This window comes from Corynebacterium pygosceleis (assembly GCF_016595275.2).
GTDB classification, from domain to species: domain Bacteria; phylum Actinomycetota; class Actinomycetes; order Mycobacteriales; family Mycobacteriaceae; genus Corynebacterium; species Corynebacterium pygosceleis.
In genome coordinates, this window is the sequence record NZ_JAENIQ020000002.1 from 637087 (window position 1) to 655457 (window position 18371).

15 protein-coding genes and 1 other RNA gene are annotated in these 18371 nt (G+C 68.4%); 7 read left to right on the forward strand and 9 right to left on the reverse strand.

Annotated features, from left to right (window positions below; translation table 11 throughout):
* Positions 1 to 360: 360 nt before the first annotated feature.
* Together JIM94_RS06100 and JIM94_RS06105 are read right to left on the reverse strand one after the other, a co-directional pair.
* The gene (locus tag JIM94_RS06100) at positions 361 to 3480 is read right to left on the reverse strand and encodes a bifunctional [glutamine synthetase] adenylyltransferase/[glutamine synthetase]-adenylyl-L-tyrosine phosphorylase (RefSeq protein WP_200253049.1); all 3120 of its coding nucleotides are present in this window, start codon (positions 3478 to 3480) and stop codon (positions 361 to 363) included.
* A 53-nt stretch (positions 3481 to 3533) separates the two neighbouring features.
* Positions 3534 to 4874 (reverse strand): glutamine synthetase family protein, encoded by a 1341-nt coding sequence (locus tag JIM94_RS06105; RefSeq protein WP_200253051.1) that lies wholly within the window; start codon positions 4872 to 4874, stop codon positions 3534 to 3536.
* A 118-nt stretch (positions 4875 to 4992) separates the two neighbouring features.
* Here JIM94_RS06105 and pip point away from each other — a divergent pair, with 118 nt between their 5' ends.
* Positions 4993 to 6000: a prolyl aminopeptidase gene (gene pip, locus JIM94_RS06110; RefSeq protein ID WP_200253053.1), complete on the forward strand. Its 1008-nt coding sequence runs from the start codon at positions 4993 to 4995 to the stop codon at positions 5998 to 6000.
* Between the two features lie 65 nt (positions 6001 to 6065).
* On the forward strand, positions 6066 to 7727 hold the full coding sequence (locus tag JIM94_RS06115) for a CYTH and CHAD domain-containing protein (RefSeq protein WP_200253055.1): 1662 nt from the start codon (positions 6066 to 6068) through the stop codon (positions 7725 to 7727).
* 19 nt (positions 7728 to 7746) lie between these two features.
* Here JIM94_RS06115 and JIM94_RS06120 read toward each other — a convergent pair whose 3' ends face one another.
* Positions 7747 to 7980 (reverse strand): hypothetical protein, encoded by a 234-nt coding sequence (locus tag JIM94_RS06120; RefSeq protein WP_200253057.1) that lies wholly within the window; start codon positions 7978 to 7980, stop codon positions 7747 to 7749.
* Between the two features lie 206 nt (positions 7981 to 8186).
* Here JIM94_RS06120 and JIM94_RS06125 point away from each other — a divergent pair, with 206 nt between their 5' ends.
* Positions 8187 to 9524 (forward strand): galactokinase family protein, encoded by a 1338-nt coding sequence (locus JIM94_RS06125; protein WP_200253059.1) that lies wholly within the window; start codon positions 8187 to 8189, stop codon positions 9522 to 9524.
* Positions 9525 to 9542: 18 nt separating this feature from the next.
* Here the strand turns inward: JIM94_RS06125 and JIM94_RS06130 are convergent, their stop codons facing one another.
* From JIM94_RS06130 to cobC, 6 genes are all read right to left on the reverse strand, one after another.
* The gene (locus JIM94_RS06130) at positions 9543 to 10955 is read right to left on the reverse strand and encodes an RNB domain-containing ribonuclease (protein ID WP_200253061.1); all 1413 of its coding nucleotides are present in this window, start codon (positions 10953 to 10955) and stop codon (positions 9543 to 9545) included.
* Between the two features lie 114 nt (positions 10956 to 11069).
* Positions 11070 to 11526: RNase P RNA component class A (rnpB, locus tag JIM94_RS06135), an RNA gene on the reverse strand.
* Between the two features lie 63 nt (positions 11527 to 11589).
* On the reverse strand, positions 11590 to 12741 hold the full coding sequence (locus tag JIM94_RS06140; protein ID WP_200253063.1) for a bifunctional RNase H/acid phosphatase: 1152 nt from the start codon (positions 12739 to 12741) through the stop codon (positions 11590 to 11592).
* A 33-nt stretch (positions 12742 to 12774) separates the two neighbouring features.
* Complete coding sequence (locus tag JIM94_RS06145; RefSeq protein ID WP_248085931.1) at positions 12775 to 13539, reverse strand: zinc ribbon domain-containing protein; 765 nt, start codon at positions 13537 to 13539, stop codon at positions 12775 to 12777.
* A gap of 37 nt (positions 13540 to 13576) precedes the next feature.
* Positions 13577 to 14722 carry a Nif3-like dinuclear metal center hexameric protein gene (locus tag JIM94_RS06150; RefSeq protein WP_200253067.1) on the reverse strand — a complete coding sequence of 382 codons (1146 nt, stop codon included), beginning with the start codon at positions 14720 to 14722 and terminating at the stop codon, positions 13577 to 13579.
* Positions 14719 to 15795 carry an Rv2231c family histidinol phosphate aminotransferase CobC gene (cobC, locus tag JIM94_RS06155; protein ID WP_248085930.1) on the reverse strand — a complete coding sequence of 359 codons (1077 nt, stop codon included), beginning with the start codon at positions 15793 to 15795 and terminating at the stop codon, positions 14719 to 14721. Before cobC ends, JIM94_RS06150 begins: the two co-directional genes overlap by 4 nt.
* Positions 15796 to 15829: 34 nt before the next feature.
* Between cobC and JIM94_RS06160 the strand changes: the two genes are divergently transcribed.
* From JIM94_RS06160 to JIM94_RS06175, 4 genes are read left to right on the forward strand one after another with little or no spacing between them, the layout of a single operon-like run.
* Positions 15830 to 16483 carry an HAD-IA family hydrolase gene (locus JIM94_RS06160; protein ID WP_200253071.1) on the forward strand — a complete coding sequence of 218 codons (654 nt, stop codon included), beginning with the start codon at positions 15830 to 15832 and terminating at the stop codon, positions 16481 to 16483.
* Positions 16461 to 16976, forward strand: a complete 516-nt coding sequence (locus JIM94_RS06165; RefSeq protein WP_200253073.1) for a low molecular weight protein-tyrosine-phosphatase — start codon at positions 16461 to 16463, stop codon at positions 16974 to 16976. The genes JIM94_RS06160 and JIM94_RS06165 overlap by 23 nt, the downstream gene beginning before the upstream one ends.
* 39 nt (positions 16977 to 17015) lie before the next feature.
* Positions 17016 to 18032 (forward strand): SURF1 family cytochrome oxidase biogenesis protein, encoded by a 1017-nt coding sequence (locus JIM94_RS06170; RefSeq protein ID WP_248085929.1) that lies wholly within the window; start codon positions 17016 to 17018, stop codon positions 18030 to 18032.
* Positions 18033 to 18034: 2 nt separating this feature from the next.
* Positions 18035 to 18364, forward strand: coding sequence for a DUF6968 family protein (locus JIM94_RS06175; protein WP_200253075.1), 330 nt, complete (start codon positions 18035 to 18037; stop codon positions 18362 to 18364).
* Positions 18365 to 18371: the final 7 nt, after the last annotated feature.

Below are 18371 nucleotides of genomic sequence, written 5' to 3' on the forward strand. Positions count from 1 at the left end.
GTTCCACGGGATTTTCTCCGGTCACGGATGGATGCGACGGAAAGGACGCCCGTGGCCCCCTGCCGGAACGAAGCACGACCCTGATCCACGTCTACCGGGTGGTCGCCGCCATCTGCGCCTGATGTCCACGTCATTGACGCTCCTACTGTCCACGGCGACCGTCACGGAACTGACGGCTACGTCTCGGGGGGCGACGGTCGTTTTCACCGACATCCGCTCCCTGTATCTGCCGGCCGGAGGCTGGGGCCCGCGGAGTTTCAGCAGATCGGTGAGAGCGGTGTTGATCGTCGATCCGCTGATCATGCCGGCGACGACGGGGTCCGTCGCCGTGTCCACCGGGGTCCCGGTACACCGGATCATCTACGGCTCGAAGGTCGGTTCACCCCAGAAAACCTCGTCGACGACCTGCCTGGCCCTGCGCGTGACCTTGAGGTAGTACTCGAGGAACTCCTGGTAGCGGCTCGGTTCCCAGCCTGCGGCCCCGGCGACCTGAGCCAGTTGCGGCCCGGCGGGCGGGAGCTGGTCGGTCCGTTTCCCGCGCACCAGGACGAGGGCGTTGCGGGCCCGGGTGGCCGTCAGCCATGCGGTACGGAGTCGGTCCACCTTCACCTCGTCGAGGATGCCGTGTTCCCCGATGAGGTCGAGCACCTCCAGGGTGGAGGTGTTGTGCAGTTCGGGGACCTCGTGTGCGTGGAGCATCGTGAGCAGCTGGACGGTCCACTCGATGTCGGTCAGCGCCCCACGTCCGAGCTTGGTGTGCGTCTTCCGGTCCGCGCCACGGGGCAGCCGTTCATTGTCGACGCGGGCCTTCATGCGGCGGACCTCCCGGACGGTGTCCGCGCCGATGCCCTCCGGCGGATACCGGAACCTGTCGACGGTGGTGAGGAACCGTTCGCCGACGTCACTGTCACCGGCGATGGCGGCTGCACGGAGAAGTGCCTGGATCTCCCAGGTCTCACCCCATTTCTCGTAGTACTTCTCGTACGATCCGATGGTGCGGACGATCGCCCCGGAGCGCCCCTCCGGACGGAGTCCCAGGTCCACCTCTAGCGGCGGGTCGTCGCTCGGTTTCGACAGGCGTCGTCGTAGCCGGTCACAGATGCCTATGGACCACTTGACCGCCTCGGAGTCACTGACACCGTCCGCCGGTTCGCACACGAACATCACGTCCGCGTCGGATCCGTAGCCGAGTTCGGATCCGCCGAGCCGTCCCATCCCGATCACGGCGATACGGGCGAGGGGGCCGTCGACGGAGTTCGCCTCCGCCGCGGCCACCTCGACCCGCAGTGCGGCCTCCAGCACCGCGTCCCAGACGAGGGACAGGCTGCGGCAGACCTCCTTGACGTCCATCATGCCGAGGAGATCCGCCGCCGCCACCCGGGCGAGTTCTGCGCGACGGAGGGACCGGGCGGTGGCGATGGCTTTATCGGGGTTGGCGTGGCGGCAGGCTGCGCTGACGAGGGACTTCGACACCGTGTCGGGGTTCGTGTCCAGCAGTTTCGGCCCGTTCGCCCCGTCACCGAGTCGTTTGACCGTGTCCGGGGTCGAGAGGATCAGGTCGGAGACGTACGGCGAATTCCCGAGAATCCGCATCAGCCGTTGCCCGACGATCCCCTCGTCCCGGAGCATGCGCAGGAACCACTGCTTCTCCGTCGCGGCCTCCGACAGTTTCCGGTAGTTCAGGAGGCCGGCGTCGGGGTCGGCGGTGGTCGACAGCCATTCCATGAGGGTGGGCAGCAGCATCGCCTGGATCTTCGCCCGCCGTGACCCCCCGGACGCCAGGGCCTGAAGATGCTCGTACGCCCGGTCGGGGAACTGGTAACGCAGGGCCGCCAACTGCAGTTTCGCCGATTCAGCGGACAGCCGGAGGGTCTCGACGGGGAGGTTCACCACCGAGTTCAGCAGCGGGCGGTAGAACAGCTTGGCGTGCAGTGAGGAGATCTGGCGGACGACCCGGCGGTGTTCCTCGAGCATGGCGGCGGGAAGTGAGGTGTGCCCGGATCCGCGGATACCGGAGGTGCGGGCGAGCCAGCGCAGTGCCGCCTCATCGTCCGGTTCGGGCATCGTGTGGGTGCGCCGGACCCGCTGCAGCTGGAGCCTGTGCTCGAGCAGCCGCATGAACTCGTAGGCACCGATCAGTGTCTGCCCGTCCTCGCGGCCGATGTAGCCCGCCTCGATGAGGGCTCCGAGGGCGTCGACGGTGGAGGTCACCCGCAGCGTCTCATCCGATCTGCCGTGCACCATCTGGAGGAGTTGGACCGCGAACTCGACGTCCCGGAGTCCACCACGACCCAGTTTGAGTTCCCTGTCCCTGAGGTTCTCCGGAACGTTGTCGATCACCCGGCGGCGCATCGCCTGGACGTCATCGACGAAGCTCTCCCGGCGGCTGGCGTCCCACACCATCGGGTTGAGTGCGTCGAGGTAGGAGTAGGCCAGCCCCCGGTCGCCGGTCATCGGGCGTGCCTTGAGCAGTGCCTGGAACTCCCAGGTGTGGGCCCAGCGCCGGTAGTAGGCGATGTGGGAGTCGAGGGTGCGGACGAGGGCACCGTGTTTGCCCTCCGGACGCAGTGCGGCGTCGACCTCGAAGAAGGCGCGGCAGCCGATGCGGATGAACTCACCGGCGAGCCTTGTCGCGCGACTGTGCGCGGGTTCGGCGATGAAGATGACGTCGACGTCGGAGATGTAGTTCAGTTCGCGGGCCCCGCACTTGCCCATCGCCATGACGGTGATACGGGCGTCGAGGGGCCTGTCCCCGTAGACTCCCCTGACCGCGACGGCGAGGGCTGCGGTCAGGGCGGCGTCGGCGAGATCGGTGAGCAGCCCCGCGACGACGGTGAAGGGGACCTCGGGCTGCCCGACCCGGCGGGGTGACTCGGGATAGGTGCCGGCGAGATCGTGTGCCGCTATCCGCATGAGCAGTGTCCGGTAGGTGCGGCGCAGTTCCTGTTCGGCGTCGGTCCCGCCCTTCCCCGCCCGGTAGGTTCCCGCCGCCGAGAGATAGTCATTGGCGGCGTCGTCGGCTTCCTCCCCGTCGGGGAGATCGAACGTCGCGGGGGTGGCGTCCACGCAGCCGAGCATCGCCTGCATCATCTCCGCGCGGTCCGGCGCAGGCTTCGCGAGGAGCGTCCACAGCTCCGGGTTGGCGACGAGGTGGTCGCCGAGTGCGGTGGAGGCACCGAGCAGGGAGATCAGCCTCACCCGGAGCGGGATGTCCGCGCGCAGCTGCCGGTCGAGTTCGCGACGCGATTCACCCGTCTCCCCCTTCGGGACCCCGTCGGCGGCGTCGAGTGCCTCCATGAGTCGGACCAGGGAGTTCAGGGCGAGGTCCGGGTCGCCTGCGCCGGACAGGGCCCAGAGAAGGTCGACGGATTCCGGGTTCATCCATCCGAGCCAGTCGAGGTCCCGCGCGGCCCCGGGGCCGTTGAGGCTGAGGCCTGCGGGGGTGGGCAGTGTTCTGCGGGTGGATCGGGCGTGCTTCATCTGGCGGATGGTCCTCCCTGGGGGCCGTTCCCCGACCCCGGAGACGTCGGCGGTCAGTAGTCGAGGTTGGTGCGCAGCTCCCACTGCGTGATCTGGGCCTGGTAGTCGTGCCATTCCCGCCACTTGTTGCGCAGGAAGAACTCGAAAACGTGCTCTCCGAGGGTCTCGGCGACGAGCTCGGACTGTTCCATCAACCGCAGTGCCTGGTCGAGCGAGGTGGGCAGATCCTTGTATCCCAGGGCGCGGCGCTCACGGCGGGTCAGCGAGGAGATGTCGTCCTCGGCCGGTTCACCGAGTTCATACCCCTCGCGGATCCCCTTGAGACCCGCGGCGAGCAGAACCGAGTACGCGAGGTAGGGATTGCAGCCGGAGTCGAGGTTACGGACCTCGATCCGACGGGAGTCGACGTTGCCGGGCCGGTAGTTCGGCACCCGGATCAGCGCGGACCGGTTGGACAGTCCCCACGTCGCGGCGGTGGGGGCCTCGGATCCGAAGACGATCCGCTTGTAGGAGTTCACCCACTGGTTGGTCACCGCGGAGACCTCCGGGGCGTGCTCGATGATGCCCGCGATGAAACTCCGGGCGGTCCGCGACAGGTTGTACGGGTCATCCGGATCGTGGAACGCGTTCGAGTCGCCCTCGAACAGGGACATGTGTGTGTGCATGCCGGAACCGGCGTGGTCGGTGAAGGGTTTCGGCATGAACGTCGCACGCACGTTGTTGAGCAGCGCGACCTGCTTGATGAGGTACCGGAAGCTCATGATGTTGTCGCTCATCGTCAACGCGTCGGCGTAACGGAGATCGATCTCCTGCTGTCCCGGCGCGGTCTCGTGGTGGGAGAACTCGACGGAGATGCCCATGTATTCCAGGGCCTCGATGGCGTCCCGCCGGAAGTTCGGGGCGTCGTCGTGGACGGCCTGGTCGAAGTATCCGCCGTTGTCCGTCGGAACCGGCGGCTGACCGTCCGTGTCGAGGGATTTGACCAGGAAGAACTCGATCTCGGGGTGGATGTTGCACACGAATCCCTCATCGGCGGCCGCGGTCATCTGGCGGCGCAGAACCTGACGGGGATCGGCCCAGGACGGCTGGCCGTCGGGCATCGTGATGTCACAGAACATCCGGGCCTGCCTCGGGGACGGTTCATCCCGGTCGAACGGGAGAACCTGGAACGTCGAGGGATCCGGTCTGGCGATGGTGTCCGCCTCGCTGACGCGGGAGAAACCCTCGATGGCGGAACCGTCGAACCCGATGCCGTCCGCGAACGCGGTCTCGAGCTCCGCCGGCGCGACCGCCACGGACTTCAGGTAACCGAGGACATCGGTGAACCAGAGCCTGACGAAGCGGATCTCCCGCTCTTCCACGGTGCGCAGGACGAATTCCTGTTGACTGTTCATGACATCCAACTGTAGCGGTCCGTGACCGACCGGGTCAGGGGTATACTCGCCGGCCACCCGGCGCATCCGCCCTCTCCCGGCGGGACGCCATCCGACGACACCGCGAGGAGGGCATTCCGTGCCGACAGAACTCCACCCCCAGACCGACGCACACGACAGTGGCCGTCTCGATGTCGGTGACGGGCAGCTGATCCACTACGGGGTCCACGGCAATCCGGAGGGTCGCCCGGTCGTGGTGGTGCACGGTGGTCCCGGTGGAGCCGGTGATCCCGCTGCGGCGCGGTTCTTCGATCCGGGGCGCTACCGGGTGATCATGTTCGACCAACGCGGCTGCGGACGTTCCACCCCGCACCTGGCCGATCCCGGGACCGACACCGTCCGGGCGCTGGAGACGAACACCACGGCGCACCTCATCTCCGACATGGAGAAACTGCGTGAGCACCTCGGCGTGGAGAGCTGGCAGGTGTTCGGGGGCTCGTGGGGGTCGACGCTGTCGCTGGCGTACGCGCAGACCCACCCGGAGCGGGTACGGGAACTGGTCCTGCGGGGCGTGTTCCTGCTGCGTCGCAGTGAACTCGACTGGTTCTACAACGGCGGGGCGGACCACATCTTCCCCGATCTGTGGGAGGGGTATCTCGATCCCGTCAGGCAGGCTCACGGCGGTGACGTCGCGGGCCTCGACCTGATCGCCGAGTACCACCGTCTGCTGTCCTGCACCGACCGGTCCACGGCACTCCGTGCGGCACGGGCGTGGACGACCTGGGAGAAGTCGACGTCGACGCTGAGGGTTCCACCGGGTGTCGACGACGGTCTGTCGGACGACTACGCCCTCGCTTTCGCCCGGATCGAGAACCACTACTTCATGCACGGTGCGTTCCTGCGGGACGGACAGCTGCTGGAGAAGACGAACATCGACCGGATCCGCCACATTCCGGCCGTGATCGTCCAGGGCAGGTACGACGTCGTGTGTCCCGTCAGGAGCGCATGGGACCTGCACCGTGCGTGGCCGGAGGCCGATCTGACGATCTGTCCCGCGTCGGGGCACTCACAGATGGAGAGGGAGATCTCCCGCGCGCTCGTGGCTGCGACGGATCGTTTCGCCGACGGGTCCGCGACGGGCAGCTGATCTGCGCCTCCCCCACTCGGCCCGGGCCTCTGTGCAGGGGAGATAAAGCTGGTAGAAACGGTCTCATGCCCACTAGCGAGTTCTTTGAGGTCGAAGCGAAGTTCGCCGTCACCGACGGCACGGAGGTACCCGACCTCACCGGGATTCCGACGGTGTCCGCGGTCACCGGGACCACGGTCCATGAACTGTCCGCCGTCTACTACGACACGGGGGATCTCCGCCTCACCCGCTCGAGGATCACCCTGCGGCGGCGGACCGGTGGGACGGATGCCGGATGGCACGCGAAACTACCGGGTGACGGTGGCCGCAGGGAGCTTCACCACGAGCTGACCGACGGGGATGTGAACGCCGTCCCCCGGGCACTCATCGACCCCGTGCGGGCGATCGTCCGCGACCTTCCGCTCATCCCGATCGCCAGGGTGGACAACGAACGTCACGGGTCGGTGCTCGTGGATTCCTCGGGGACGGTGTGCGCCGAGTTCTGTGATGACCATGTCACCGCCTGGTCGCTGCTCCCGGGGGGTGAACGGACAACGTGGCGGGAATGGGAGATCGAGCTCTCGGGTGACTACGCCGGGACCGACGCCGGAGTGACCCTGATCGAATCCGCGGCCGAACTGTTCGGTACCGCCGGTGCCGGTCCCTCCGAAAGTCCCTCGAAGCTGGTGGCCGCGCTGGGGGACTCCATCGACGACGCTCCGCATCCGCCGGGCGTCGCGGAACCGGCCCCGGGGTCGACGGAAGCCGGTGTGCTGTCGGCGCTGGAGTACAACTACCGCAGGTTGCTGGACCACGACCCCAGGGTCCGGCGGGACGAGTGGGACTCGGTGCATCAGATGCGGGTCGCCACACGTGAGCTGCGCAGTCATCTCGAGACCTTCGACGGGGTCATGGACGGTGACAGTTACCGGGACACCGCGCGCGGCCTCCGGGAGCTGGCGGCTGTGCTGGGCACCGCCCGCGACGCCGAGGTCGTCGCCGAACGCTTCCGGGATCTCACCGCCGGCGAGCAGTCGGGGATCGTCTCCCCCGCGTCGGCTGCGGCGCTCGTCGATTCGGTCCGTGCCGACTACCGCGACGCGCACGCACGGGTGGTGGAGTACCTGAACTCCCCCGGGTATCTGCGTCTGCTGGCCGAGTTGGAGGAGCTGCTCGCCGACCCGCCGTTCCGGCGGGACACCGTCACGGACGCGGGGGAGAAGGATCCGGGGGAGACCGGGGACACGACCGCCGAGGTTCTGCTGGACCGTCTCGGTCACGCGTACAGGAAACTGCTCACCCGGCACGATCACGCGATGGCCGTCTGGGAGGACCGCTCCGTTCCCCTGCGGGAGCGGGAGGAGAACATCCACCGGATCCGCAAGGCGGCGAAGAAGCTGCGCTACTCGGCCGAAGCGGTCGGTGCCGCCACCGGGTTGAAGACGAAGCACCTGTACAAGGCCTGCGGCAGGATGCAGTCGGTCCTGGGTGACTTCCAGGACGCCGTCACCTCACGTGACATTCTCCTGGCCAAGGCGGAGCAGGCACGGGCCGCCGGAGACGGAACGGACACCTTCCTCCACGGCCTGCTCTACCAACGGGAACTGAACAACGGTGACGACGCGCTGGCCGGTTACCGGAAAACGATGGATGCCGTCGTCGACGCCTATTCGGAGCTGGACAACCAGCGGAGGAAGAACCGACGGAAGGCCGGGGACACGTCCGGGAAGAAGGGGAGGAAGCACTGAGCCTCCTCCCCTGGGCCGCTCAGCTGTCCGCGCCGCTCCCCCAGGAGGGTGCCGCCCCCCAGGAGTCGTCCTCCCTGTCGAGGGCGTCCGCTTCGCGGTTGCGCTGCTTCGCCGTGTCCATGGCGTGGCGGGCCTCATCCTCGGAATCGTAGGGCCCCATGCGGTTGGTCCAGCTGCCCTGTTTGCCTGCCAGCACCTCACCGGTCTCCGGGTTGTAGTACCACTTCTGGTCGTCGGGGGTCACGGGGTCCATGGTCGGTGTACTCCTCGCATCTGTTCGGCGGATGACCGGTACCGGCTGTCCCGGTTCCGGTGACAGGCGTCGCCCGTCGGTGCCACGGTCGCCAGGCTACCGGCACGACACCGGGGCCGTTGCGCGAACGGTTCCCCGTCCCGCACCGGCACCGGTGCGGCGGACTACAGTGGGACTGTCCGTCACCGATCCGAGGAGCCGAGTTCTTGACCAGTCTGATGTGGCCGATCGCCGGAAACGACGTCCGTGAGACCGCGCTCGGGGAGCACCGGGCCGTCTACGGCCGTGACCCCGGGCTCGTCGCCGTGGCGCCCGCCACCTTCTCCGTGATCGGTGAGCACACCGACGTCTACGGCGGGATCGTGCTGACCGGGGTGTCGGCCCGACGGGTCGTCGTCACCGCGTCCCGCCGTCCGGATGACGCGGTACGGGTCCGCGTCCTGCGTCCCGGCGTCGACGGGGAGACGGTGACCGTCACGGCATCCACGACGATGGAGGATCTCGCGGCACACGCGAACCGGCACCAGGCCGCGCAGGACACTCCCGGCGGGGAGAATCCACCGTCACCGCTCCGGGCCGGCACCGACGACTGGGCCAACCGGCTCGGTGGTGTCGCCTGGATGATGATCCACCGTCAGCTGATCAGCCGGGAGATCCCCGGATTCGACGTCACGGTGGTCTCCGACATCCCCCCGGGCTGTGGACTGGGGGGCCGGGCTGCGGCTGAAGCGGCGTTCGCTCTCGGACTCGCGGATCTCTCCGGGCATCACCCGGATCCGCCGTTGCGGGCCCGGGTGGCCGACATCTGTACACAGGCCGCCGCGTTGTTCGGTGACACTCCCCCGCTGCGGGCCCGGCACACGACGGCGCTGCGGGGCGGAACCGAACAGGTCCTCTCCGTCATCGACTACGCCGACGGATCCGTCACACACGCCCCCTCCCCCGCGCCCCTGAGTCATCGTCCCTACCTAATCACCGTGCCCCGGCCGGTCCCCGGTTCCCCGGACGACCGGGTTCCTGAACTCCGGCGCCGGGAAGAGTTCATCACGCTCGCGTCCCGGATCTACGGGGTGGAGTCCCTCCGGCTTCTGCCGGACGCGGAGGAGAGGGTGATCGACTGGTTGGAGACCGTGCACGAGGTGAAGGGGGGAGACGGTCAACCCGCGGTCGCCGAGGCCTCGGGGTGGATGGGGTTCCTCACCTCGGAAACCCGCCGGGCGGCCGATTGTGCGGCGTTCCTGCGGTCCCGGAGAACATCAGAGGCGCTCGACAGGCTGGCGCGGTCCCAGTCCCAGACGTGCGCGGCCTTCGGTCTCGGTGCCGGGACCGAAGCCCTGGTGCGGTTGTGCCTGAGCCGGGGCGCCGCGGTGGCCAGGGCGGCGCACGCCGGGGCCTCCGATGCGGTGATCGCCTGGTTCCCCGCCGACGGCGGATGCGACGCCGATGATGCGGCACTGCGGCTCGCCGACGACGGACTGCTGGTCATCCCTCTGTCGGGGGGCGGTCCCGCCACCGTCGACGACGATCCGGACAACTGGATGTGACCGGGGCCGGCCGCACCGTCAGCGGATCCAGCTGAAGGAGACCTCACGTCTCGTGACGTCGACACCGTCGAGCCGCACGGTGACACGGGTCCCCTGGTCCGGGGCACCGGAGCACCGGGCCACCACCGGGGGCTCGGAGATGAAGATCCGTGCACTGTCGGAGCTCTCCGAGGTCGCGAGCACGACTGCGCGGAAGGTCTCCCCCACCCAGGGCTCGAGGACGGTGGCCTCCGCGAGGTTGAGGCACGCACGGTCCACGCCGCCCGCGAGCGGTGCCGTCCGGTGCATCGTCCCGACGACGTCCGGGGCACCGTCCTCCGCCCAGTCCGGAACCGCTTCACCGTTGTGCACCGCCAGACAGAATTCTGTGGCGTAGCGGTCGACGAGCCGCCGCAACGGGGCGGTGACGTGCGCGTAGTACCCACCGACGCCGGCGTGCGTGTACTCCTCCGGGATGGTTTCACCGTCTTCACCGGTGAGAAGTTCGTAGCCTGCGCCGCGCAGCAGTTTCTGGGCTTCACGCATGACCGCCATGCCCCGGGGACCGGTGGCGTCGATACCGTCGAGGAAGGTGCCGATGGGCTCGTCCGGGTCGTAGCTGTGCCCGAGTGCCGCGACCTCGGCGGCGAACTCCCAGAGATCGGCGGGGTCGGCGGGGGTGAGGGTCCGTAGGATCCCGACGCCGGCCGACGCCATGATCTGTCCGGCCACCATGCCGGTGAGCAGGGAGATCTCGGAGTTGTGGTCCATCATGGCCAGACGCGGCTCGATGTCCAGTCGATAGCGTCCGTCGTCCTGTCTCTCCACGCTCTGGGCGGGGGTGCTCAGAGACACCGCCCGTCTGCGCAGCGCTGTCCGGGAACGCAGTTCACCCACCTCGGGGAGGAGCCGGATCGACGGGTGCAGCGTCCCTTTCTCCATGTCCCCGGTGGCCTCGACGTAATTGAATCTCGCCCGGCTGCGGACGAGTGCACGCGTGAGGTCGTATCCGGTGACCTCACCACGGGCGTCGAGCCGCATGCTCCAGAGGACGGCGGGCCTGTCGACGGCGGGGAGCAGGCTCGCCGATCCCTCGGACAGTACCGGGGGATGCAGGCGCGCCGGACCATCCGGAAGGTAGATCGTCTGGCCCCTGCGCAGCGACTCCGCCGCGACCGCACCATCGGGGTCGACGAAGGCCGCGACATCCGCGATGGCGTAGTGGACCAGGTATCCGTCCCCGTCGGGGAGAATGCACACAGCCTGGTCGAGATCCATGGACCCTTCCGGGTCGATGGTGACCAGCTCGATGTCGCGCCGGTCGACCCGTTGCGCCGCGTGGCGGTCGGTGGCGGCGGCCGCCTCCCGGTTGACGTCGTCGTCGAAGCCACGGACGATCCCGAATTCCTCGGCGATACCACTGAAATCGAGGGCTGCCGCATAGAGTCTCATGTGCACCGATTGTGGCACACCGCGCTCCCGTGGACAGCGAAACAACCGGGGAGGACCGGCGACGGCCGGGTGACGCACCCCGCGGGCGCGGTCACCGGCCCGGGAAGAATGGGGCGAATGAGTCGACCTGTAAGCCGGATTCTGTACCGCGCCGTCTGACGGGCACGGCGGCGGCCATCCATCTGGACGCACCATCACTGGGCGCCTCGAGCGGTTGACCCGCGAACTCGGGCGGGCAGCCCTCGAACGTCCGCGCAGGCACACCGGCCCGGTCCGTGGGGACCGGGCGGTGCGCCCTCTTACCTTGCTCCGGGTGGGGTTTACCTAGCCACCGCAGTCACCTGCGGTGCTGGTGCGCTCTTACCGCACCGTTTCACCCTTACCCCGTGCGCCCGGTTTCCCGGGAGCGCGGGGCGGTTTGTTTTCTGTGGCACTGTCCCGCAGGTCACCCTGGGTTGCCGTTGACAACCACCCTGCCACTGTGGAGTCCGGACTTTCCTCGGCGCGGTGTCAGCGCGGACAGGGTGAACCCGCCCGCCGTTTCACCGGCCGCGACCGCCCGGTCGGCTCATTCGCACCCGTCACTGTACCGTGTCGCGGCACCGGCGCAGGAGACGGCCGGTTTCCGCCGGCATCACCGCAGGTGGGCGGTCTCGTTGACGAGTCGCACGGTCGTCGGACCGTCCGCGTAGAATTCCGCGACCGACACCGACGCGAGATCGAGATGCATGCGGTGGAAGATCCCGGGCCCTGCGTCCAGGGCGAGCCGGAGCATCCCCTTGATCGGGGTGACGTGGCTGACGACGAGGACATTCGCCTCACCGTAGGTGTCCACGATGTTCTTTTTCGCGCGTTTGATGCGGCGGTACGCCGCCTGGAGTGACTCCCCGCCGGGCGGCGAGGCCGAGGTGTCCCCCATCCATTTCGCGTGCAGCTCCGGGTCCGCCTCACGGGCCTGGCCGAAGGTCAGTCCGTCCCAGGCACCGAAATCGAGTTCCGTGAGATCGTCGAGGATGTCGACGGTCATCCCGAGTGCGGTGGCGCACGCCTCCGCGGTCTCCCGGGTACGGGCGAGCGGCGAGGACACGATGGCGTCGATGCCTCCCCTTGCGGCGAGCATCGCGGCGGCACGTTCCGCCTGTTTCCGTCCGACGGAGGTGAGTGCCGGGTTGCTGCGGCCGGAGTAGCGCCGCTGTGCGGACATCTCCGTCTGCCCGTGGCGGAGCAGGATCATCCGGGTCGGCCGGGTCGTCGCCCCGTTCCAGGAGGTCGGCGCAGCGGGAACGGCGGTGGTGTCTCCCCCGTCGGGGGCCGCGGGTACGGCGGCGACCGGCATGTCGCCGGAGCGCTCCCCGAGATCGATCTTCCCCGGTTCCGCACCGCCGGCACCGGCGTCCATCGCGAGGTTCGCCAGTTCATCGGCCCGGCTGTTCTTCCGGCGGGGAATCCAGGTGTAGTTGATCTCCTCGAACCCGGCCGCCAGGTCCCGTGCCTCGACGGCGAGTTTCTTCATGTCGGGGTGCTTGACCTTCCAGCGACCGGACATCTGCTCGACGACGAGTTTCGAGTCCAGCCGCACCTCGACGTGCGTGGCACCGAGCTCACGCGCCGCGACGAGACCGTTGATGAGTCCCCGGTACTCCGCGACGTTGTTCGTCGTCTTCCCGACGTACTCCGAGACCCTGCGGAGGATCGTCTCTCCCCGTCCATCGAGGATCAGGGTGCCGCTGCCGGCGATACCGGGATTGCCCCGGGATCCCCCGTCGGCTTCGATGGTCACCTTCACGGCGTGTCCTTACGTTTCGTCGTCGGGGTCGGGTCAGCCGCGGATCAGCCAGGTTCCGCACTCGGGGCAGCGTGGGACACGGTCCTCCGGGGTGGAACGGATACCGGAGATCCCGGCTGCGGGCAGCACCAGGTAGCAGGCCGTGCACGAGTTACCCTTGAACCGGGCGGCACCGACCCCGAAGGAACCGTGCTGCTCGTCGTAGGCGTCGAGGGCCCCGGGGACGGTCTCTGCCAGTTGACGGCGGAGATCCTCCCGCTTCGTCCGGAGATCGGTGTACACGGATTCCCGTCCGTGGAGTGCCGCGTCACGGGCACGGGTCGCCGCCGCGATGCGCTCCTCGATCTCGTCGAAGAGTGCCCCGTCGGTGTCGTGGTTCAGGTCCGTGGCCTCGATGCGGCGGCGCATGCTCTCACGTTCGCCGGTGACCTCCCGGATCCGACGGCGGGTCGATGCGAGATCGTGCTCGAGGTCACGACGGTCCTCCCTGTCCGTGGCGGCACCGAGACCGTCGAGATCGGCCTTCTGCCGACGTTCGAGTTTGGCGAGGTCGTTGTCCAGTCGCACGAGATCACGCCGCAGATCCTCGACACCCATCTTGGACACCGCCGCGCCATCGCGGAGTTTCGCGCGCTCCGCGATGAGGGCATCGAGTTCCTTCTGCTCGTCCAGGATGGGTTCTGCACGGTCGGCGACGAGTGCCGCATCGGTGTCGGCGAGCTCGAGAAGAAGACGCTGATGGTCGGGGGCGAGTTTCACGGTGGTGCTTTCTGTTCTGCGGTCGGTGCGGCGGATCACGGTGTCGGGCCGTCACCACGGTACGGGAGAGTTCACGTTACCCTTCTTCGCGTGCGTGCCGGGAGATGGTCCACGGATCGGTGCGGATGTCGAGGACACGGGTCTCGACACCGGCCCGGTCCGCGATGAGACGCGCGGCCTGCGAACACCAGGGTGATTCACTCGCCCAGTGTGCGGTGTCGATCACGGCGGGTCCCCCGGCCCGCAGGTGCTCATCGACCGGGTGGTGCCGTAGATCGGAGCTGAGGAACACGTCGATGTCCCCCCTGGCGGAGACCGTGTCGAGGAAACTGTCCCCGGAACCGGAACAGACCGCGATCCGCTGCACCATCCGATCCGGATCCCCGGCCGCACGGACACCCCACTCGGTGACGGGGAGCCGGTCGGCGACCTGCTGCACGAACTCCGAGAACCTCATCGGTTCCGGCAGATCACCGATGCGGCCGAGCCCCGGCGCGGTGTCCGGGTCATCGGCGGATTCGGTCGCGGTGATGTCGAAGGCGGGTTCCTCGTAGGGGTGCGCGTCACGCAGTGCGGCGGTGATCGCCGCACGACGGGACCGGGGCGCGACGAATTCCACACGCACCTCCGCGACGTGCTCGAGATCCCCGACGGTGCCGAGCGTCGGGTTCGCGCCGTCGACGGGCCGGAACTGGCCTTCTCCCGGAAACTGGAAGGAGCATTCGCGGTAGTCCCCGATCGCCCCGGCACCGGCCGCGAACAGTGCCTCCTTCACCGCCTCGACATCGGCCGCCGGGACATGGACGCCCCACTTGTCCGGACCCGTGCCGTACTTCGGGGCGACCGCCGGCCCCGGGGTGATGCCGATGGTCTCCGCGAGCACGTCGTTGACTCCGGGACGGGCGGAGTCCGCGTTGGTGTGGGCGGCGAACAGTGCCACTCCACCCCGGATCAGGGTGTGCAGCACCCTGCCCTTCGGCGTGTCCGCCGCCACACTGTCGACGCCGCGCAGCAGCAACGGGTGGTGGACGATGAGCATGTCCGCCCCCGCGTCGACCGCTGCCCGGGCGACCTCGTCGGTGCAGTCGAGGGCGAAGACCACCCGGTTCACGGGGGCGTCCGGGTCACCGCAGATCAGTCCGACGCTGTCCCAGCTCTCCGCGAGATGCGGCGGGTAGGCGGTGTCCATGATCCGGCGGATCCCTGCGACGGTGCTGGTCATTGTCGTCCTCTTTCCTCGGCGTTGTTCACGGTGTGTCCGGCGACTGCCTTCACCAGTGTGGCAACTTCCCGGGCGCCGCGCACGGCGAGCCGCCAGTAGGTGTCGTCCAGTCCCGGGAAGGTGTCGCAGCGCCGGACGAGGATACCCCGCGCAGCGAGCGCGGAGCGGGTGCGCTCCGGGTCGTCACCGGGTGGGGTGACCAGAAGGTAGGGTGCCCGTGACCGGGTGCGGACGGTGAACCCGGCTGCCCGGAGCTTTTGTTCCATGTCCGTGCGCTGCCGTTCCACGGTCCGGCGTTCCTCCGCGACGAACTCCGCCCCGTCCCGTAGCGCCGCCCGGATCGCGACCGCCTGGAGGGTCCCCAACGGCCAGTGCGGCCGCCGGGACGCGAGTCTGCGCACCAGGTCCGGGGAGGCGAGCAGGTAACCGCATCTCAGCCCCGCCAGGGAGAAGGTCTTGGTGAGGCTGCGCAGCACCACCAGCCCCGGGTGCCGCGGCACCTCACCGGCGAGTGAACGGGTCTCATCCGTCAGGTCCATGAACGCCTCGTCGACGACGGTGATCCGGCCCGGTCTGCACCACCCGCGGATCACCTCCGCCGGATGCAGTACACCGGTCGGGTTGGTGGGGTTGCCGATGACCACCAGGTCCGCCTCGTCGGGGGGTGTTCCACCGCCCAGGGTGAACGGGGCATCCAGGATCATGCGGCGCACCGGTGCGCCGGCCGCACGCAACGCCACCTCCGGCTCGGTGAAACCGGGGTGCACCACCACCGGGTTCCGCGTACCGAGCCCCGCGATGAGGGAGAATCCCTCGGCGGCACCGGACAACAGCAGCACGCACCCCGGGTCCACTCCGTGGTGCTCCGCCACGACCTGACGCGCGGAATCTACGACCGCTTCCGGCGGGTAGGCCCCGAGCCCCGCGATCTCCGACCGCAGTTCCGCGGCCAGCCACTCCGGTGGCCCCGGGGCACGGACGTTGACGGCGAAGTCCACGACCCCGTCCACGTCACCGCCGACGCCTGCGCCCGCCAGATCACCGTGGTACCGCAGCAGATCATCCTCAGTCACGCACCCCAGGTTACGTTCTGCCACACTGGAGGACGTGAAAACTCTGCTGATAGACGTAGACGGCACACTCATCGACTCGTACCCGGGTATCCGGGCCAGCTTCCTCCACTCCCTCGACCAGATGGGGCATCCGCGCCCGGGAGAGGACGTCCTCTCCCGGATCGCGGGCCCCCCGATGGAACTCACGATGCGCTCCATCGGAATGGACCCGGACGAGGCCCGGAAGGCGGTGGAGATCTACCTCCGCCACTACGGCGCGGGCTCGTGGGCCGACGCCGACCCGTACCCCGGCATGCGGGAGCTCCTCGTACGGTGGAAGGAGAAGGGTTTCCGGGTCTGCACCGCCACCTCGAAGGGTGAGCGCTTCGCACGGAAGTCCCTCGAACGGTACGGGATGATAGATTCCATCGACTTCCTCGGTGCCGCCGAGGAGAACGGCGCCCGCAGGTCCAAGGAATCTGTCATCGCGTACGTGCTGGACTCCCTGGATCTCCGCGGGACCGAATCCGATATCCTCATGATCGGCGACCGCATCCATGATTTCGACGGAGCCGCCGCCTTCGGAATCGATGCAGTCGCCTGTGCCTGGGGTTACGGTGACGCCGACGAACACGCCAGGGCACGCTGGACCGCCACCAACACCCGACATCTGGAGGACATAGTCGATGAGTGGAACGAGCAGGGTTAGGGAACGCACCGAGGACGTCTATATCGTCTTCGTGTGCACCGGGAACATCTGCCGCTCCCCGATGGCCGAGGTCATCATGCGTGATGCCGTCGAGGACGCCGGTCTCACCGACCGGGTGCTGCTGGGGTCCTGCGGCATGGGCGGCTGGCATGTCGGCCAGCCCGCCGATGACCGGGCCCTGGCTGAACTGAAGTCCTCGGGGCACGACGGTTCCGATCACAGGGCCAGCCAGTTCGGTGACGAGCACCGGGACGCCGACCTCCTGATCGCCCTCGATTCCGGGCACGTGCGTGCACTGCGTGGCGCAGGGGTGCCGCGCGAACGGATCCGCCTGTTGCGCAGCTTCGACCCGACCGCCGGTGACGTGGACTGCGCGGACCCCTACTACGGCACCTCCGACGATTTCACCGTGGTCCGGGAGCAGATCGATGCCGCGGTGCCCGGTCTGATCGACTGGGTGCGGGAGACCTGCGCCGATATGTCGGATCGGTGATTTTCTGTTGTTCCACCGCCGGGCACTAGACTGGCCGGTGTGAACGCCGAAGCCGTACGCCCCGGAGGATCCAAGGGTCCGATGTCGGTGCTCCGGGGGTTTCTCACACCGGGTTGGGTCATCACCGCCGTCGTGGTGATCGTCTTCGCGTACACCGCCTTCACGGTTCTGGCACCGTGGCAGCTGGGGAAGAATGAGGCCACCAGTGCCCGGAACCAGCGCATCGAGGAAGCCTTCAACACGGATCCCGTCCCCCTGGGGACCCTGGTGGGCACGGACGGCGTCGTCGATCCGGATCTCGAGTGGCGTCGGGTGACCCTCACCGGACGTTACCTCCCGGACGAGGAGGTTCTGCTGCGACTGCGTCCCGTCGACCACCAGCCCGCGGTCCAGGGACTCGTCCCCTTTGAACTGGACGACGGCACCGTTGTCCTGGTCAACCGTGGTTGGCTCCCGGTCTCAGCGGGGACGATCCCGGAGGTCACCCCGGCTCCCGGAGGAGAGGTGACAGTCTCGGGGTATCTCCGCCGGGATGAGGCGGTACCGGAACGGTCACCCGTCACCGAGCAGGGACACACCCAGGTGCACGGCATCTCCACCGCCCAGATCTCGGAACTCACCGGGGTTCAGCTCGGCCGGGACTACATCCAGCTCGCCGAGGGATCCCCCGGCGGCCTGGACCCGATCCCACTGCCGAAACTCGACGCCGGCCCGTATCTTTCGTACGGGGTCCAGTGGATAGCGTTCGGTGTGATGGCACCGCTGGGACTCGGCTACTTCATCTGGGCGGAACTCCGGGAACGCCGCAGGGAGCGGGAGGAGAGGGCGTCCACCGCCGCCGTCGACACGGGTACGGGCACCTCCGCGGCCGTGGATCCGTCCCCTCGACCGGAACCGGAGGAACCGTCGGTGGACGGCGATCCGGCAACCGATGCCCCGGATGCCGCTCCCCCGCAGCGCCCCCGGCACAACCGTCCCCGCCGACGCGCACGCTACGGTTCCGGGCACACTGATTACTACCGCACCATCGCCGAGAAGAATGAAGAGAGGTTCTAGCCGTGGACAACACCATCCAGACCCTGGTCAGCCGCACCCTGCACCGTGAGGACGGAAGTTCCGTCACCGTGGAGATCGCGGCACCCGTCAAGCGCGGCGAGGATTTCTGGGAGACCCGCTGGCGCATCCTCGGTCTCCGGGAGGGCGACGTCGAATCCGCGTCGGGCGGTGTCGACTCCATGCAGTCGCTCCTCGCGGCCCTCGCCATGTCCGGCGACCGGGTCGCCGGCGACTCCGACCTGACCTTCCTCGAGGGGCCCGGAACCGGTCTCCTTCACTCCGGGAAACGCGAGGACGGTTTCTACACCGCCGTCCTCCGGATGCCGACGTAGACCCGGC

Coding starts and splice junctions, on each gene's coding strand:
- JIM94_RS06100 (WP_200253049.1), bottom strand. CDS start 3,480: ATGAAGCACGCCCGATCCACCCGCAGAACACTGCCCACCCCCGCAGGC.
- JIM94_RS06105 (WP_200253051.1), bottom strand. CDS start 4,874: ATGAACAGTCAACAGGAATTCGTCCTGCGCACCGTGGAAGAGCGGGAG.
- JIM94_RS06115 (WP_200253055.1), top strand. CDS start 6,066: ATGCCCACTAGCGAGTTCTTTGAGGTCGAAGCGAAGTTCGCCGTCACC.
- JIM94_RS06120 (WP_200253057.1), bottom strand. CDS start 7,980: ATGGACCCCGTGACCCCCGACGACCAGAAGTGGTACTACAACCCGGAG.
- JIM94_RS06130 (WP_200253061.1), bottom strand. CDS start 10,955: ATGAGACTCTATGCGGCAGCCCTCGATTTCAGTGGTATCGCCGAGGAA.
- JIM94_RS06150 (WP_200253067.1), bottom strand. CDS start 14,722: ATGACCAGCACCGTCGCAGGGATCCGCCGGATCATGGACACCGCCTAC.
- JIM94_RS06165 (WP_200253073.1), top strand. CDS start 16,461: ATGAGTGGAACGAGCAGGGTTAGGGAACGCACCGAGGACGTCTATATC.